General features: G+C 35.3%; 17 protein-coding genes and 1 riboswitch. Of the genes, 8 read left to right on the top strand and 9 right to left on the bottom strand.

Annotated elements, in window-relative coordinates:
* Positions 1 to 15: 15 nt before the first annotated feature.
* The 4 genes from ACZDYH_RS09470 to ACZDYH_RS09455 form a co-directional block, all read right to left on the bottom strand.
* The gene (locus ACZDYH_RS09470) at positions 16 to 1,773 is read right to left on the bottom strand and encodes a putative 2-aminoethylphosphonate ABC transporter permease subunit (protein ID WP_434713833.1); all 1,758 of its coding nucleotides are present in this window, start codon (positions 1,771 to 1,773) and stop codon (positions 16 to 18) included.
* Entirely contained in the window at positions 1,774 to 2,775 is a 1,002-nt protein-coding gene (locus ACZDYH_RS09465) for a putative 2-aminoethylphosphonate ABC transporter ATP-binding protein (RefSeq protein ID WP_000006189.1), read from the bottom strand.
* Positions 2,776 to 2,794: 19 nt separating this feature from the next.
* Positions 2,795 to 3,871: a putative 2-aminoethylphosphonate ABC transporter substrate-binding protein gene (locus ACZDYH_RS09460; protein ID WP_000750893.1), complete on the bottom strand. Its 1,077-nt coding sequence runs from the start codon at positions 3,869 to 3,871 to the stop codon at positions 2,795 to 2,797.
* A gap of 228 nt (positions 3,872 to 4,099) precedes the next feature.
* Positions 4,100 to 4,252, bottom strand: coding sequence for a hypothetical protein (locus tag ACZDYH_RS09455; RefSeq protein WP_000240799.1), 153 nt, complete (start codon positions 4,250 to 4,252; stop codon positions 4,100 to 4,102).
* Between the two features lie 148 nt (positions 4,253 to 4,400).
* Between ACZDYH_RS09455 and ACZDYH_RS09450 the strand changes: the two genes are divergently transcribed.
* The gene (locus tag ACZDYH_RS09450) at positions 4,401 to 4,736 is read left to right on the top strand and encodes a DUF3905 domain-containing protein (protein WP_000726024.1); all 336 of its coding nucleotides are present in this window, start codon (positions 4,401 to 4,403) and stop codon (positions 4,734 to 4,736) included.
* A gap of 38 nt (positions 4,737 to 4,774) precedes the next feature.
* Here the strand turns inward: ACZDYH_RS09450 and ACZDYH_RS09445 are convergent, their stop codons facing one another.
* From ACZDYH_RS09445 to phaR, 5 genes are all read right to left on the bottom strand, one after another.
* A complete protein-coding gene (locus ACZDYH_RS09445; protein WP_001204707.1) occupies positions 4,775 to 6,124 on the bottom strand; it encodes a TrkH family potassium uptake protein in 1,350 nt (449 codons plus the stop codon).
* 23 nt (positions 6,125 to 6,147) lie between these two features.
* On the bottom strand, positions 6,148 to 7,344 hold the full coding sequence (locus ACZDYH_RS09440; protein WP_434713829.1) for an NAD(P)/FAD-dependent oxidoreductase: 1,197 nt from the start codon (positions 7,342 to 7,344) through the stop codon (positions 6,148 to 6,150).
* A gap of 94 nt (positions 7,345 to 7,438) precedes the next feature.
* Positions 7,439 to 8,524, bottom strand: coding sequence for a class III poly(R)-hydroxyalkanoic acid synthase subunit PhaC (gene phaC, locus ACZDYH_RS09435; RefSeq protein WP_000206336.1), 1,086 nt, complete (start codon positions 8,522 to 8,524; stop codon positions 7,439 to 7,441).
* A gap of 84 nt (positions 8,525 to 8,608) precedes the next feature.
* Entirely contained in the window at positions 8,609 to 9,352 is a 744-nt protein-coding gene (locus tag ACZDYH_RS09430) for an acetoacetyl-CoA reductase (RefSeq protein WP_000250407.1), read from the bottom strand.
* Positions 9,353 to 9,502: 150 nt separating this feature from the next.
* Complete coding sequence (gene phaR, locus ACZDYH_RS09425) at positions 9,503 to 9,985, bottom strand: polyhydroxyalkanoic acid synthase subunit PhaR (protein ID WP_000566942.1); 483 nt, start codon at positions 9,983 to 9,985, stop codon at positions 9,503 to 9,505.
* A 198-nt stretch (positions 9,986 to 10,183) separates the two neighbouring features.
* Here phaR and phaQ point away from each other — a divergent pair, with 198 nt between their 5' ends.
* From phaQ to ACZDYH_RS09390, 7 genes are all read left to right on the top strand, one after another.
* Positions 10,184 to 10,636: a poly-beta-hydroxybutyrate-responsive repressor gene (gene phaQ, locus ACZDYH_RS09420; RefSeq protein WP_000939956.1), complete on the top strand. Its 453-nt coding sequence runs from the start codon at positions 10,184 to 10,186 to the stop codon at positions 10,634 to 10,636.
* A gap of 42 nt (positions 10,637 to 10,678) precedes the next feature.
* On the top strand, positions 10,679 to 11,203 hold the full coding sequence (gene phaP, locus ACZDYH_RS09415; RefSeq protein ID WP_000448594.1) for a polyhydroxyalkanoic acid inclusion protein PhaP: 525 nt from the start codon (positions 10,679 to 10,681) through the stop codon (positions 11,201 to 11,203).
* Between the two features lie 101 nt (positions 11,204 to 11,304).
* Positions 11,305 to 11,748, top strand: a complete 444-nt coding sequence (locus ACZDYH_RS09410; RefSeq protein ID WP_001067916.1) for a MaoC family dehydratase — start codon at positions 11,305 to 11,307, stop codon at positions 11,746 to 11,748.
* Positions 11,749 to 11,895: 147 nt separating this feature from the next.
* Positions 11,896 to 12,081: an alpha/beta-type small acid-soluble spore protein gene (locus ACZDYH_RS09405; protein WP_000241212.1), complete on the top strand. Its 186-nt coding sequence runs from the start codon at positions 11,896 to 11,898 to the stop codon at positions 12,079 to 12,081.
* A gap of 114 nt (positions 12,082 to 12,195) precedes the next feature.
* Positions 12,196 to 13,515, top strand: coding sequence for a TrkH family potassium uptake protein (locus tag ACZDYH_RS09400; protein WP_000822361.1), 1,320 nt, complete (start codon positions 12,196 to 12,198; stop codon positions 13,513 to 13,515).
* 38 nt (positions 13,516 to 13,553) lie between these two features.
* A riboswitch (yybP-ykoY riboswitch) is annotated at positions 13,554 to 13,720 on the top strand.
* A 90-nt stretch (positions 13,721 to 13,810) separates the two neighbouring features.
* On the top strand, positions 13,811 to 14,605 hold the full coding sequence (locus tag ACZDYH_RS09395) for a TerC family protein (RefSeq protein ID WP_000383326.1): 795 nt from the start codon (positions 13,811 to 13,813) through the stop codon (positions 14,603 to 14,605).
* Between the two features lie 201 nt (positions 14,606 to 14,806).
* Positions 14,807 to 15,658: a formate/nitrite transporter family protein gene (locus tag ACZDYH_RS09390; protein ID WP_000893026.1), complete on the top strand. Its 852-nt coding sequence runs from the start codon at positions 14,807 to 14,809 to the stop codon at positions 15,656 to 15,658.
* Positions 15,659 to 15,666: the final 8 nt, after the last annotated feature.

The raw sequence follows: 15,666 nt of genomic DNA, 5'->3' as shown, positions 1-15,666 counted from the left end.
CATCACCCTTCTTACTTATCTTTTTTGCCATTGTGAAGTTCGGTTACGAAGTGCTTTCGTTCCCCATTCATATACAACTCTCACTACAATATTTGTAACAACAATAAGTACACTCATTGCAGCTGCTGGCGCTACATTTCCTGCATCATCCATATTTACGATTGATACGGCAGCTAGTTTAAAATCAGCTGCATATAGGAACACAACTGCCGATACAGTTACCATTGAATTTACGAAGTAGTACATTACCATTTCTAAAATTGCTGGTAAACACATTGGTACTGTTACTCGGAAGAATGTTTTATAAAACGGAATACCCATCGACTGCGAAACAAGCTCAAACTCTCGGTCTAATTTCTTTAAGGCAGTCGTTGCCGTGACAAATGTTACAGAATAAAAATGAATGATATTTACTAGTACTAATACAGCGATTGTTCCGTATAAAGAATGAAACGGATTCGTTACTGATAGTCCAAGAATTTGAATCGTTGGTTGACTAAAGAAAAAGACATATCCTAATCCGAGTACTAAACCTGGTATCGCTAACGGCACTATAGAGAAAAAGTAACCTGTTTTTCTAAAAAATTGTAGCTGGTCTATTTTCTCAATTGCATATGCGAATACAAATGTTAAGATCGCCCCAATAACTGCTGTAACTGCTGAAACAATTACGCTATTTTTAAATGCTTCAAGTCCATCTCCTGTTAAACTTGAAAAATTAAAATGCTCAAATGTAAAACTCATATTATATGGCCATACTTTCACACTTGCAGCAATACCAACTGCAACAAATAATAGAATGATCATAAGGGTAATCACACTACAATATATGAATGAGATTACATCTCTTTTCTTATTAGCTATTATTCTGTATGGTACTGCTTTTGAAGATAAGAAATTCGCCTGCTTTCTTTGCGTAATACGATCAACTACAAATGCGAATATAGCTGGGATTAATAAAATCATTCCGACAGTTGCACCCATCGGCATATTTTGCTGTCCAATTACTTGTTTGTATACGTCAGTAGCAAGCACATTATATTGCCCACCAACAATTTTTGGTGCCCCAAAATCAGTAAAACTAAGTGTAAACACAACAAACATTGCACTAATTAATCCGTACTTTACACTAGGTAAAGTAACCGTGAAAAATTGCTTTGTTTTACTGGCTCCTAACATATTAGAAGCTTCATATAAACGATAATCAGATCCTTGAAAGGCAATTAGCAATATGAGAAAGGCTTGCGGAAATGTATACATAACTTCAGCTATTACAATTCCTACTGGTCCATATAAAGGGATTTGTATACCTTCAAATAAACCAAACATTCCTTTCGTTACTAGCCCTTGATTACCAAATAAATATGTAAGTGCTATACCGTGCATCATCGTTGGTGCAAACAATGGTAATAACGCTACATACTGAAATACACGCTTTCCAAAAACATTCGTACGGGCAATTGCATATGCGTAAACGAATGCGATTGCAACTGAAATAATTGTTGTTGCGCCCGAAATCCATACTGTATTTTGTAAAGACTGAACTAAAGTTGGTGTTGTGAAATATTTACTGAAATTCGATAAACCAACGAAAGCTCCATCTTTATTATAAAAAGCTTGTGTAAATAGTTGTAATAGCGGTAATACAAGTATGATAAGGAAAGAAAAAATCATACCGATAATTACGAGCCTTTGGATCCATTCCTCTTTCCCTATACTTCTCTTAATCTTTTTTTTCGTACTTTCTACCTTATAGTTTTCTAACATCTCCATCTATACAATGACCTTCTTTCCATATGACAACATATGATTTTCTGAGAAAGAGATTTGAATCGGCTTTCCTTTTCTAATAGCCGTTGCTTCTACTTCTGATGCTAATATATCCACTACAATTTTCTCATTATAAAGGTGTGTGTTTTCTTCTAAGACTCGCACTTCCGTCCGATATACAGATCCGCGAAATTCCATACTTTCCACAACTGATTTAATACCGTCCTTTTGTACAATTGTTACATGTTCAGGACGAATTGCATGTTCTTCGTTATTTTTCGAAAAGAAATTAATAGAACCAATAAAATCTGCCACAAACGGATTGGCTGGTCTTTGATAAATCTCCTCTGGTGTTCCAATCTGCATAATTTCCGCATGATTCATTACAACAATTTTATCAGCCATCGTTAATGCCTCTTCTTGATCATGCGTTACCATAATCGTCGTTACTCCTATTTTCTCTTGCAAATCACGCATTTCCCTACGTAATTTTTCACGCACTTTTGCATCTAAAGCTGATAACGGCTCATCGAGTAACAAAATATCTGGAGACAGAGCGAGCGCACGTGCAAGTGCTACTCGCTGCTGTTGTCCACCAGACATTTGAGCAGGATATTTATCTTTTACATTCAGCAAATCTACAAGTTTTAACGCATCTAGCGCTTTCTCTTTCACTTCTGCTTTCCCATATTTTTTTGTCTTTAAGCCGTATTCAATATTTTCAAGTGCTGTTAAATTCGGAAATAAAGCATACGATTGGAAAACCATTCCGAAGTTTCTCTTTCCAGGAGGCAATGCTGTAATATCTTTTCCATTCACAGCTATACTGCCAGTCGTTGGTTCCTCTAGTCCCGCTAAAATGCGAAGCAACGTCGTTTTCCCACAGCCACTTGGGCCTAATAAACAAACAAACTCATTTTTTTTCACAGTAAAAGAAATATCTTTTAACGCTGTAAATGCATCAAACTGTTTTTGAATGTGTTGAATTGATAAATATTCGCTCATTTTTCTCTCTCCCACTCACTTACTTTTTCGGTTCTGCTTTTTGGCCAAACTCTTTTTCCCATTTTTCTAAAATTTTGTCACGATTTTCTGCTGCCCATTTAAAGTCATTCTTTTTATATAATTTTTCCGTAACATCTTTCGGGAATCCCTCTGGAAGTTTATAGTCATTTTTAATTGTCGCAAATCCATTTTTCTCAAAGTATAACTTCATTACATCATCAGTAATTGCCCAATCTAAAAATGCTTGCGCTAATTTATCATTTTTCGCATTATCTTTCTTAATAAGTGCGTTCGCTTCTACTTCCCATCCTAATCCTTCTTTCGGCAGTACAACTTCAACTGGTGCACCTTTTTGTTTCTCTTTTAAAGCACTATAAACCATTGATACACCGACTGGATATTCACCTGCTCCTGCTAATTTCGCTGGTTTTGAACCTGAATGCGTATAACTTGCCATATTATCATGAAGTTTCTTCATGTAATCCCAGCCTTTATCTTCACCCATAATTTGTAGCCATGCAGAAACTGTTAAAAATCCTGTTCCAGATGATGCTGGATGTGGCATAACAAGTGTTCCTTTATACTCTGGTTTCGTTAAATCTTCATATGATTCTGGCATCGGTAAATTTTTCTTCTTTAACTCTTCTTTATTTACAGCAATCCCCGTCATAAATGCAGTATTTCCTACCCATTTTTCAGGTTGCTTATCATCTTTAAATTGTGGAAGAACACGATCTGCTCCTTTTGGAGAGTATCCTTTTAACATATCTTTTTTATCTAAAGCTAATAGACTTGATGCCGCAGTTCCCCATACAACATCTGCTTGTGTATTTTTCCCTTCAGCTAGTAATTTCGCAGTAATAACTCCTGTTGAATCACGTACAATGTTCAATTTCACATCAGGATATTTCTTTTTAAAGGAATCAAGATAAATTGGTACAAGCTCTTCTTCAATGGCTGTGTAAACAGTTAATGATCCAGATAATTTGTCATCTTTCACTTTCGCTCCAGCACTTTCTTCTTTCTTTGCACCACACCCCATTAATAACGAAAATACCATTCCAGTCGCTACAGCTTTAAAGATTGTTTTTTTCACTGTTTCTCTCTCCTTTTACAAATCTTATGTACAACTCAAATATAAACAACTAGTGTAAAAGCAGTATTAAACCAACATTAATCTTTTGTTTGTTGTTTGTTTTTGTGTAATACGTTGCTACTTCTATGTTTTTTCGCATTTTTCTGCTAATAGAAAACACTAAATTTACAAATAATTAAAAAAACCTTTATAATCCCACAAAAAAATGAGGCGTTTGTAAAAAACGCCTCATTTTTGTTTCCCTTTTTTTGAATTACGATTAGCATACTTTGCGCTATTTTCTCCTTCATACTCTAATGCAAATTCTGCATCTGGTAAGCTTTCTTTCGGAGTTTTATTATTATTGATTGCCGCATTTTGTTTCACTTTTCTTTTTACCAATACATTCACCTGCTCTCAAGAAATCACTTTCTACTCTATTTTGAAACAACTTAAAATAATTATTACTGGCAAGTGTTAACAAGTACATAAGAGGCGTTCGATGGAAATACTACATATGAAGAAACCATTATAAAAAGGAGCGATGATTTTGAAGAAAAAAGAAAAGATTCAATCACCGATTTTAGACGAAACGCTCCCGCATCAAATGAATTTTCCATCTTTTAAAGGAACAGGAAAAACGATGCAACAACCTTTTGTGAATCAATATGATGTTGTAATTGGAGACAGTAAATATAATTCCGAGAACAGTCCGCTTAACAATTGGAGTGATGAAGTAGATCCTGCCATTATGGCTGGCGATGAGTGGATCCATCCTACAAATGATATTGGCTGGATTTCAGAAGAAAATCAAGAATTGCTAAAAAACGAAGCGGATAATAAAAATGAAGCTTTTATGCATCCACAATTTGGCATTAACGACTAAAAAACCATTCTACCTAACGTAGGTAGAATGGTTTCATACTATCCAATAATAATCCGCTCTTTCGGGTATTTATAGCGAGGTGGTTGTTCCCTTCCACCACTAGCTAAAATAAATGTTAAAATGCCAACGCGTCCGATAAACATAAGCACAATAAGTACAAGTTTCCCAACAGTTGTTAAATCAGGCGTAACACCTGTTGATAGTCCCGTCGTTCCGAAAGCCGAACAAACTTCAACAATTAAGCTCATAAGCGGTACATTTTCCGTAATAGATAAAATGAATAGCGCAGTAGCACATAACAAAATCCCCATCGTCATAACGACAGATGCTTTCAGTACATCCTCTTCATGTAGCTGACGTTTGAAGACTCTAACTGTTCTACCGCCCCTTGCAAAGGTGTATAGTGACAATATACTAACAGCAAATGTTGTTGTACGTATTCCGCCCCCAACCGAACTTGGAGATGCCCCTATAAACATTAATATACTCATAAATAAAAGCGTCGGTTGTGACAATTCACGTATATCCATCGTAGCAAGTCCACCACTTCGCGTCGTCACAGATTGGAATAATGTATAAAAGACAGTTTCATGCCATGACTTTCCTACTAAAAAATGATTTCTCTCCAGTAAAAAAATCATAATTGTACCAACAACAACGAGTGCAAAAAATGTTGTTGTCGTCAATTTTGTAAATAATGAAAAACGGAATAATTGTTGTCTCCTTTTACTAAGGAATTGTTTCACTTCCATTAGCACAGGGAAACCAATCGCTCCCAAAATAATTAGTAACATATGAATCATTTGAACAATATAATCTTTTTTATACGGAATTAATGATTGTCCTGTTAAATCAAATCCGCCGTTCGTAGTCGCACTAACAGCTGCAAAGAAACCGTGAAAATAAGCTTCTTGCCAAGTCGGAAAGTAAAGTAAAAATCTTGTACCTAATAGGATTGCTCCAATAAGTTCTATTGAAATAATTACAATCAAAATAGAACGCATCAATTCTACAAGACCCGATAAATTCCCTTGATTATGGTCTGCCATAATTAATCTTCTTCTTTGCAAACCAATCTTTTTCCCCGTAATGATCCAAACAAATGTACCAAGCGCCATAATTCCTAAGCCGCCTAATTGTAGAATAAGGGCTAAAACAATAATTCCTGCTGTAGTAAACGTATCTGAAATCGTAATAACAGACAGTCCCGTAACGCTTACCGCACTAACCGATGTAAAAAGCGCATCTATAAATGTCCATTTCACACCAGGCTTCGTAACAAACGGTAAACTAAGCAATATCACCGATACAACTACCGCTAATAAATAAAACAAGACGATGAGTTGTACAGGACGTAATTTTTGTAAAAACTTTTTTATATCTCTCATTCCATCACTTCGCTACCTTTTTTCTATCGATTAAATAAAGAAAAATCTTTACTTTCTTTATTTGTAAATAACTGCTCAAATAATTTAGCAAAGACCATTCCATATACAGTTCCATTACCTCCATACGGCAATGCGTAAAACAAATTATGTATCTTTTCGTCTTCTTTTAAAATGGGGAGACCATCATGAGTACCACCAAATGCGGCTGCCCAATAGTAGTCTGCCTGTATATTTTTATACTGCGGGAACATCTCTTTTACAATATTAATAAGGATATCACGCTTATGCAATAATTTCGTATCACCAATTGTTTGAATTTGCAGCGCTTCATCTAATCCGCCTACAATAATGCGGTTTCGATACGTTCGAAAATATAAGTAGGGCCGTGCCGTTTCCCAAATTAACGATCGCTCATGCCAGCCTTCAAACTGATCTATTTCATTTGTTACAATTGCATAAGAGGTGTCTACTGTTGTATTTTTTCTTTCTTTCTTTCCAAAAAGCGCTTCATAACCTGTCGCCATAATAATATTCTTTGCTACAATTTGATTTCCTGTTTTCGTGTAACAAATTAAATCATTTTTGCGTTTTTTTATATGTATTTCCTCTGTATGTTCATATATATTAGCTCCCATTTGATTTGCTTTATGCAAAAGACTGTGCGCTAATAAATACGGATTCACCTCGGCATCACCGTGTGTATATAATGCCGCTTGTTTTATGAAAGGATAACGTTTCTTAATATCAGCTTCTGTAAAATATTCAACTGGAAATCCATAATTCTGTAACGTATTATATTCCTCTTGTAAAAATGAGACATCCTCACTTTTACTTGCATAATATAAACTATTTCGCGAAATAAAATGGGGATTAATATCAAGAGTCGGTATAACCTCTTCCATTGTTCTTAGCGCTTCATAACAAAGCTTATATGCTCGTACCCCTTTTTCTTTACCCAATGTATGGATAAGAGAGGTTAACGATTTATCATGAAGAAATTGTAGTAAACCTGTATTAGCAGCTGTGCTACCACATGCAATTACTCTTTTTTCAATAAGTGTAACACTCATGCCAATTTTCGCTAACGAATGCGCTATATGAGCACCGGCTTCGCCACTTCCGACTACGAGCACATCACATATCATATCATTTTCTAACAGTGGATAACAAGGTACAGAAACTCCTGTATTCCAAAACAACTTACCCATCATAAGTTTCATAATTATACTCCTAAAATATAAATTTCTCCTTTCTATGTTTTGTTATTTTTCATAAAAAAATCCAACTAACATAGGCTAGTTGGATTTTTTATTTTTAATTAGAACGCTCTTCAAGCCAATTTCCAATCGTCGGATATGTTTGTTTTACAGCTGTTCCACCGTAAACGATAGACATATGCCCTGTCGGTAAACATACATATTGTTTATCTGTGCTAGAAATATGGTCTAGTAATGCTTCTACTTGACATGGCAAAGCGATATGATCACGTTTCCCGGAAATATTTAAGACATTCGCCTTAATATTTGCAAGATCTACCTTTTGTCCGCGAATAACGAGTTCACCCTTAACCAATTTATTATTTTGATAAAAATCACGAATCCACTGTCTGTATGATTCACCTGGGAACGGAATACCATCACCAACCCACTTTTGAACCAATCTCCAGCTTTCGACGAAGCGTTCATTCTCTGAACGATCTACTAGAGCAACATATGGACCAACAAAGTTCGTAATTGGCTTTAACATTTTGTTTCCGAAATCAATCATTTCTGGCGGAATATTTCCAAATGTATCAACCGCTTTATCTAAATTGAAGTATTTCTCATCTAATAAAGGACCATACAATCCTGTTTCAGAGAAATCAAAAGGACTTGTCATGAAAATTAAATTACGAATTGGCATGTGCGGATGAAGCGCTGCATAAATAGAAGTTAGCGTTCCACCCATGCAATAACCAAGTAAAGAAATCTCGTCCGATTTTGCAGTTCGCATTACTTTTTTTACTGCTTTTGCAATATAATCAAACACGAAATCATCAAATTTCAAATGACTATCTTCTAAACCAAATGTGCCCCAATCAAGCATATATACATCAAAACCACGATCCACTAGATATTCCACTAAACTATTTCCAGGAGTTAAATCCATAATATATGGTTTATTAATAAGAGCATATATTAACAGAATTGGAACTCTTTGTGTTTTTTCTTGTTTTGGAATGTAGCGATAAAGCTTCGTCTTATTCTTCGTCCAAATAACCTCTTTCGGCGTTAATCCGACTTGCGGCTCTGGTTCACGTAATAAAATTTCACTCGCCCTTTTCACTCGGCGGTATGCTTTTCGGTACTCTTCTGGGTATAGCTCTAATTGCTTTTCCCATTCTGTTGCGAATGTAGTCATTTTTCTATCTCCTTTTTGGTCGATTTCCTTCTTAAAAAAAAGAAGTGCATTCCTGCTATGGATATGCACTTTTTTCTTACTTCATTACATATATAATCCGCCGTTAATGTTTAATTGTTGACCTGTGATATACGCACCGTCACGGCATAGGTATACTACACCTTTTGCAATTTCATCAGCTTGACCAAAACGTTTTTTCGGGATTTTTGCAACGATTTTTTGACGTACTTCTTCTGGTACTTCTGCTACCATTTCAGTATCAATAAATCCTGGGCAAATAGCATTTACAGTGACATTTGTTTTTGCAAGTTCTAACGCTAATGATTTTGTAAATCCTAACATCCCCGCTTTTGCTGCTGAGTAGTTTGTTTGGCCAAATCCACCTGCTTGACCAATAATAGAAGAAATGCTAATAATTCTTCCTTCTTCTGCTTCCGTTATGTATGGAAGAACCGCACTTGTCGTATTAAATACGCTGCTTAAATTCACGTCAATTACGCGCTCCCAATCTTCACGATTTAACTTTTTGAATGTACGGTCTCTTGTAATACCAGCATTATTAACAAGAATATCAACTTTACCAAAATGATTCACAGCTTCTTCTACAAGTCGGTTTGCATCTTCTACTTTAGAAACATCCGCTTGCACTGCATAAACGTCATGTCCGTCTTTTCCTAATTCATTTACTAAATTTTCAGCTGCTTCTTTACTGCTATTATAGTTAATAACTACTTTCGCTCCCTCTTGTGCTAATGCTACTGTAATTGCTTTTCCAATTCCTTTTGCTCCACCTGTTACGATTGCTACTTTTCCATTTAATTGAACCATTTCTTTTCCCCCTTAAATGAATTTGTGAACGATTGTTATGAATCATTTTGGTACTCATACTATAGAGTCCATATATAATTATGTTTCGCTGTTTATACGTGAAAAGAGATTCTCCCTCTCTCTTTTATCTGTTATAAACAAGCGCTTTTATCATTTTTTATTTTCTGGTTTATTCGCAGGCTTTACCTCTTCTTTTACAGGTACTTGTAGTTTAGCTAGTACTGCATTTTGCTTTTCTAGCAATTCTAAAATTTGATCTACTTTTGTTTCAAGCGTACGAATATCTTGTTTTACTTTCGTTACATCACGCTTTAATGTAGGAGCTTGCCCTAAAGAATCTACTTTCTCCTCTAGAAACTCCTCAATGTTATCTACTTTATTTTCTAAGTTAATAACAAGCGTAGCCACTCTTGCGATATCCTCTTTCGTCGGCACATTTACTTGTTCTAAATAGTTTTTTGTCGTATCATTTAATGCTTTTTGATAAAACAAATTCAAATCTAGAACGCTGCCCATCCAAGCAGAATATTCTTCTGTTTTAATTGTTTCATTGAGCGCTTTTCCCCAAAATGTTTCGGTTTGTTCATAAGCATTTTTCCATGCTTGTAGTGGATCGAATTTTTGATCAATCACTTTACCTACACTCCCTTTTTCGTTTTTGAAACAATTCAACCTATTCACTATTTTCTAATATTCTGAATAAAACTTCAAGTCTATATTTTATTTTTTTCTATTTTCTAACAAATGTGTTGACTTTAAAAACAGATAGGTGTAAATTGCACTTATAAGCAAAAAATTCCATCTAACTGATTCATGAGGTGATGCACAATCATGCTACAAAATGAACCAGAACAACGCGAAAGTTTGGAGAGCAACCAAGCGAAACAACCAAACTCCATGCCAAAAAACTTCTTAGTTCCCTTCTTACTTCTCTGTCTAAAAGACTGGAGTCTTCATGGTTACAAACTTATTCAAATGCTAATGGATATCGGCTTTTCTTCTGTTGACCAAGGTAATGTTTATAGAACACTACGCAAATTAGAAAAAGAAAACCTTATTTCTTCTACTTGGGATACAAGCGATGGAGGGCCGGCAAAAAGAATTTATTCTTTAACTGAATATGGAGAGCAATATTTAACAACATGTGCGACTTCTTTTGAACATTATCAAAATATGTTGCGAACGTTTTTCACGTTATACACCAATGCATTCTTTCCATTTTCTACTTCTCCAGAAAAGGATGAAACGGATTCTTCATCTTCACCTGGTGGTACAGCAGAGTAATCTGCGTTCACAATATGCAAAAAAACATTTGGGGGTCAAACAATGGAAACTAAACCATACGAATTAGTCGATGCATTTTGGAAAAACTGGTCTCAATCACTTTCCCTTTTCTCTTCAGCTGGGAAGCAATTAGAGCAACTTACTTTAGAAACATTAAAACAACAACAAGACGCTTTGCATAAATTAACATCAGGAGTAGATGAACTAGAAAAAGAACTACAACAACTCACTGCTCAGTTCAATAACCAATATACAGATTACGTGAAACAATTAACTGGAAACTCCTTAAATGATCAAATTAACGAGTGGCAGGACAAATGGAAGGAACTTTCTGCTCATATGCATCAGCTTACTGTTTCTCCTACAAAAACATCATTGTCAATTCTTACCCAAACAAGCGGCCAATTTGAAGAAACAACAAAACAATTTATTGAGCAACAACAATTACAACGTGAAGAGGCTCAAAAACAGTTAGAGGGTTTTTTGGAAGAGTTCAAGTCAAAACAGTTGGAACTCGCAAAAAAGTTCGAGGAAAACTCAAAAAATCTATTTACTTCCATCAAGTAAGAAAAATGTGGGAGCTAACCGCAGCACAAACAAAACTCTTTCTTCCTCCTACTACATCAAGATGGCTAACATTTTTCGATATGGAAAAGAAGGAGGACAAAATGAATCCATTTCAAGAAGCACAAACTGTTCCGGAGCTTCGTTATGATGAGATTCAAGTCGGTGATCAAGCATCCCTTACAAAAACAATTACAGATGAAGATGTTATCAATTTTGCAAAATTGACTGGGGATGTGAATCCTATTCACATTTTAGATTCTTTTGCAAAAACGACAATGTTTAAAGAACGTATTGCTCACGGTATGCTCGTTTCGAGTTTTATTTCTACCATCCTTGGAACGAAACTCCCAGGCAAAAATACGATTTATTTATCCCAAAATGTTTCATTCCGTGCCCCTGTCAAAATCGGTGATACACTTCGCGTTGTGGCAGAGGTTATTAAGAAGCGTGATGATAAAAAAATCATTACGCTGCAAACAAACATATATAATCAATCAGATGATATTGTCGTGGAAGGAACAGCGACAATACTAAAAAAAGAGTAGCAAATTTGCTACTCTTTTTTCTATCCAAGAACTTCTAATCGCACCGATTACTTCCGCGTATGAGTACGTCGTTTCCACATAAAATAACGTTACCAGTTTAGATAAGAACTTAGCTGAACTGGACTACTCATAAGGATGTGTATCAACATGGTAAAAACAAACAAATTATTAGTTCCAGGTGCAGAACAAGCACTTGAACAATTTAAATATGAAATTGCACAAGAATTTGGTGTAAGTTTAGGATCTAATACAGCATCTCGTTCTAACGGTTCAGTTGGCGGTGAAGTAACAAAACGTCTTGTTGCTTTAGCTCAACAACAATTACGTGGATAATAATATAACATATGGCTTAGAGGCAGATATTCTCTGCCTCTTTCTATTTTCAACATACATAATGGTGCTTTTTCACATACTAATCAAAGCAAAACGAAAGGAGCGATATGTGAAATGAAACGGATTAATATTAGCATGAGCCCTCCCCGCGTTCTTACTTTGTCTTTTCTTGTATTATCAGTTGTCGGCACATGTTTATTAAAACTACCCATTGCTACGACAACGTCCATTTCATGGCTCGATGCCTTATTTACAACCGTTTCCGCTTGTACTGTTACTGGGCTTGGTGTTGTAGATACTGGAAAAGTATTTACTTTGTTTGGACAATGTGTCATTTTAACGCTTATACAAGTTGGCGGGCTTGGCATTATGAGCTTTGCTGTCTTAATTGCGATTATGCTCGGAAGAAAAATCGGTCTTCAAAATCGGATTTTACTGCAACAAGCATTAAATCAAACGAATATCGGCGGCATCATCCGTCTTGCCAAAGCATTATTTTTATTCTCTTTTACAGTCGAATGTATCGCTACTATAATTCTTTCTTTTGAATGGGTACCAAAATATGGGGTTATGAAAGGGATCTATTATAGTTTTTTCCATTCAATCTCAGCCTTTAACAATGCTGGCTTTTCTGTGTGGAGCGATAATTTAATGTCCCATTCTCATAGCATTCTTGTCAATCTCGTCATTTCCTCTCTCATCATTTTAGGTGGAATTGGTTTTACAGTAATCGTAGACATAAAAAGAAAGAAAAACTTTAAAAACCTTACACTACATTCAAAACTTATGCTCTCTTCTACTCTAATCGTCAACATTATTGCTACCCTTTTTATTTTTATATTCGAGTTCCATAACTCCCTTTCTATGAGAGGTTTTACCCCATTTGAAGAAGGATTAGCCTCTTATTTCCAAGCAATTTCAACGCGAACTGCCGGGTTTAATACAGTTGATATTTCTACATTGTCAAAACCTTCTCTTCTATTAATGATGCTCCTTATGTTTATTGGTGCTGGTAGCGCTTCAACTGGTGGTGGGATTAAGTTAACAACATTTTTAATCATATTTTTTGGCGTATTTAAATTTTTACAACAACAAGAGGATATTGTCGTATTTAAAAAATCCATTAAAGATACTCTCATTGTCAAATCATTAACCATTACTATTATTTCAATTTCATTTATCTTTTTTGCTATTTTAATTTTGAGTATTACTGAGCGAGTTCCTCTATTGATGAGTGCTTTCGAAGTATTTTCAGCATTTGGGACTGTTGGCCTCAGTATGAATTTAACACCCCACTTAACTATAATCGGAAAAGCTATTATTATCTTTATGATGTTTTTCGGGAAAATGGGTCCTTTAACATTGGCTTTTTCATTTGCTCGTAAAAAGAACCTGAAAATAAAATATCCGAATGAAGATATTTTAACAGGTTGACAACCGTATAAATTATCCATATAATGAGAATACAATAACATATCTCCAAAGGGGAGTAGCGTCCAAGAATATTTCTTGGAAACAAAGTCGTCATTACGTAGAACTTAGTTCTTCCGGCTTTGTTGGCATTTTTTATTACATATGTCTAGCAAGACCTTTGCCTATTAACGGCAGAGGTCTTTTTTGCATTCACTTCCAGATTCTTCCAAAGTTAATAGGCAGGAGTATGGGGAAACTAAATAGTGGGGAAATTCTTCACTTATTTAGAACTTATAGAAATGAGAGGAGAATGTACATGGATGTATCATTATTATTGGAGTATGGTTGGGTATTACTCATCCTAATTGCACTTGAAGGGATTTTAGCGGCTGATAACGCTCTTGTTCTTGCAATTATGGTAAAACATTTACCAGAAGAAAAAAGAAAGAAAGCACTATTTTATGGATTAGCGGGGGCATTTGTTTTCCGATTTGGATCGTTATTTATGATTTCGTTCTTAGTCGATGTATGGCAAGTGCAAGCAATCGGTGCCATCTACCTTATGTTTATCGCTGGTAATCACTTATTTAAAACATATGTTAAAAAGAACACAGATGAAGAAACAGAAGAAAAAGAAGCAAAGAAAAAACAAGAGAACTTTTGGTGGACTGTATTTAAAGTTGAGGTTGCTGATATCGCCTTCGCAGTTGATTCAATTTTAGCTGCTGTTGCACTAGCAATGACTTTACCAAAAACAGGATTAGGTACAATTGGTAGTCTTGATACTGGGCAATTCGTTGTTATCTTTGTAGGTGGACTTATCGGATTAATCATTATGCGATTTGCAGCAACTGCTTTCGTACAAATCTTAAAACGTAAACCAGGACTTGAAACCGCAGCATTCTTAATTGTAGGTTGGGTTGGTGTGAAGCTAGCAGTTTATACATTAGCACACCCTGCATTAAATGTAATTCCACATTCATTCCCAGAATCCACTCCGTGGAAGCTTACATTCTGGATTGTATTAGTCGGAATCGCAGTTGGTGGTTGGTTCTTCTCAAAAGAAGTAGAAGTAAAAGTAGAAAAGAATTTAGACGAAAAAGCGCTGTAATTACAGCGCTTTTTCTTTTTCTTTCTTCCTCCCAATGTCCAGAAAAAATTCCATTATACTACCTTTTGTAAACGTTTTCTTAATGTATGTATGTCCTTTTTGTGAAACATTGCACAAACTTATTGAAAGTGAGAACAATTCCATGTACTTTATTCATATAAGGAGTATTTATAGAAGATTTACTAAAGGAGCGTATTACTCATGCTAGAACAAGGACTAGATTATGTTGTCAAACTGGCTAAAAGCAAAAAGAAAATACTAGATACAAACCCAATGCAATATTTCATTCGTGCTGCACTTGCGGGTATTTATATCGGTTTTATTATTGTACTATGTTTTAAATTAGGTAACTTTTTTCACATTGCAGATTCACCAGCAACTTATTTAGCTGCTTCTATGTTTTTCGGGATTGCTCTCGTACTTATTATATATGGCGGTGCTGAATTGTTTACTGGGAACACAATGTACTTTACTGTAGCAACTTTAAGAAAAGAAACAACGATTTCTGATACACTACGTAACTGGGTTGCTTGTTATGCAGGTAACTTAGCCGGCGCGTTATTCTTTGCCTTACTATTTTACGCAACTGGAATTTTTGAAGCAATTGATCACGGTCACTTAATGAGTAAAGTCGTTGAAGGAAAGATGAACACACCTACAATGCAGTTATTCTTTAAAGCCATTTTATGTAACTGGCTCGTATGTCTTGCTTGTTTCTTACCTTCTCAGGTTAAAGGTGACACAGCAAAAATAATAGTCATGATGCTACTTGTTTTCACATTCTTCTTATCTGGTTACGAACATAGTATTGCAAACTTATCACTCTTTGCTTTATCTTTAGTTTCACCGCATCCTGAGACAATTTCTTTTTCAGGTGCTATTCATAACTTAATTCCTGTTACAATCGGTAACATTATTGGCGGATCAGTATTTGTCGGTATGGTATACCACTACTTAACAAAGAAAACACCTGAAGTTCAACAGGAAGAAACTGAAATCGCAGCAGCTCAACAAGAAGAGATTATTCCTTTACAAGCACATATGAAACATTAAAAACTCCA

The sequence above is a fragment of the Bacillus sp. EB V-12 genome (assembly GCF_056158125.1).
This window is presented reverse-complemented; position numbering and strand designations above follow the sequence as displayed.

What these genes read in the sequence shown, in the direction of transcription:
- ACZDYH_RS09465 (WP_000006189.1), bottom strand. Translation starts at nt 2,775, where the DNA reads ATGAGCGAATATTTATCAATTCAACACATTCAAAAACAGTTTGATGCA.
- phaP (WP_000448594.1), top strand. Translation starts at nt 10,679, where the DNA reads ATGGAAACTAAACCATACGAATTAGTCGATGCATTTTGGAAAAACTGG.
- ACZDYH_RS09395 (WP_000383326.1), top strand. Translation starts at nt 13,811, where the DNA reads ATGGATGTATCATTATTATTGGAGTATGGTTGGGTATTACTCATCCTA.
- ACZDYH_RS09405 (WP_000241212.1), top strand. Translation starts at nt 11,896, where the DNA reads ATGGTAAAAACAAACAAATTATTAGTTCCAGGTGCAGAACAAGCACTT.
- ACZDYH_RS09390 (WP_000893026.1), top strand. Translation starts at nt 14,807, where the DNA reads ATGCTAGAACAAGGACTAGATTATGTTGTCAAACTGGCTAAAAGCAAA.
- ACZDYH_RS09440 (WP_434713829.1), bottom strand. Translation starts at nt 7,344, where the DNA reads ATGAAACTTATGATGGGTAAGTTGTTTTGGAATACAGGAGTTTCTGTA.
- phaC (WP_000206336.1), bottom strand. Translation starts at nt 8,524, where the DNA reads ATGACTACATTCGCAACAGAATGGGAAAAGCAATTAGAGCTATACCCA.
- phaQ (WP_000939956.1), top strand. Translation starts at nt 10,184, where the DNA reads ATGCTACAAAATGAACCAGAACAACGCGAAAGTTTGGAGAGCAACCAA.
- ACZDYH_RS09410 (WP_001067916.1), top strand. Translation starts at nt 11,305, where the DNA reads ATGAATCCATTTCAAGAAGCACAAACTGTTCCGGAGCTTCGTTATGAT.
- ACZDYH_RS09430 (WP_000250407.1), bottom strand. Translation starts at nt 9,352, where the DNA reads ATGGTTCAATTAAATGGAAAAGTAGCAATCGTAACAGGTGGAGCAAAA.
- ACZDYH_RS09445 (WP_001204707.1), bottom strand. Translation starts at nt 6,124, where the DNA reads ATGAGAGATATAAAAAAGTTTTTACAAAAATTACGTCCTGTACAACTC.
- ACZDYH_RS09470 (WP_434713833.1), bottom strand. Translation starts at nt 1,773, where the DNA reads ATGGAGATGTTAGAAAACTATAAGGTAGAAAGTACGAAAAAAAAGATT.
- ACZDYH_RS09400 (WP_000822361.1), top strand. Translation starts at nt 12,196, where the DNA reads ATGAAACGGATTAATATTAGCATGAGCCCTCCCCGCGTTCTTACTTTG.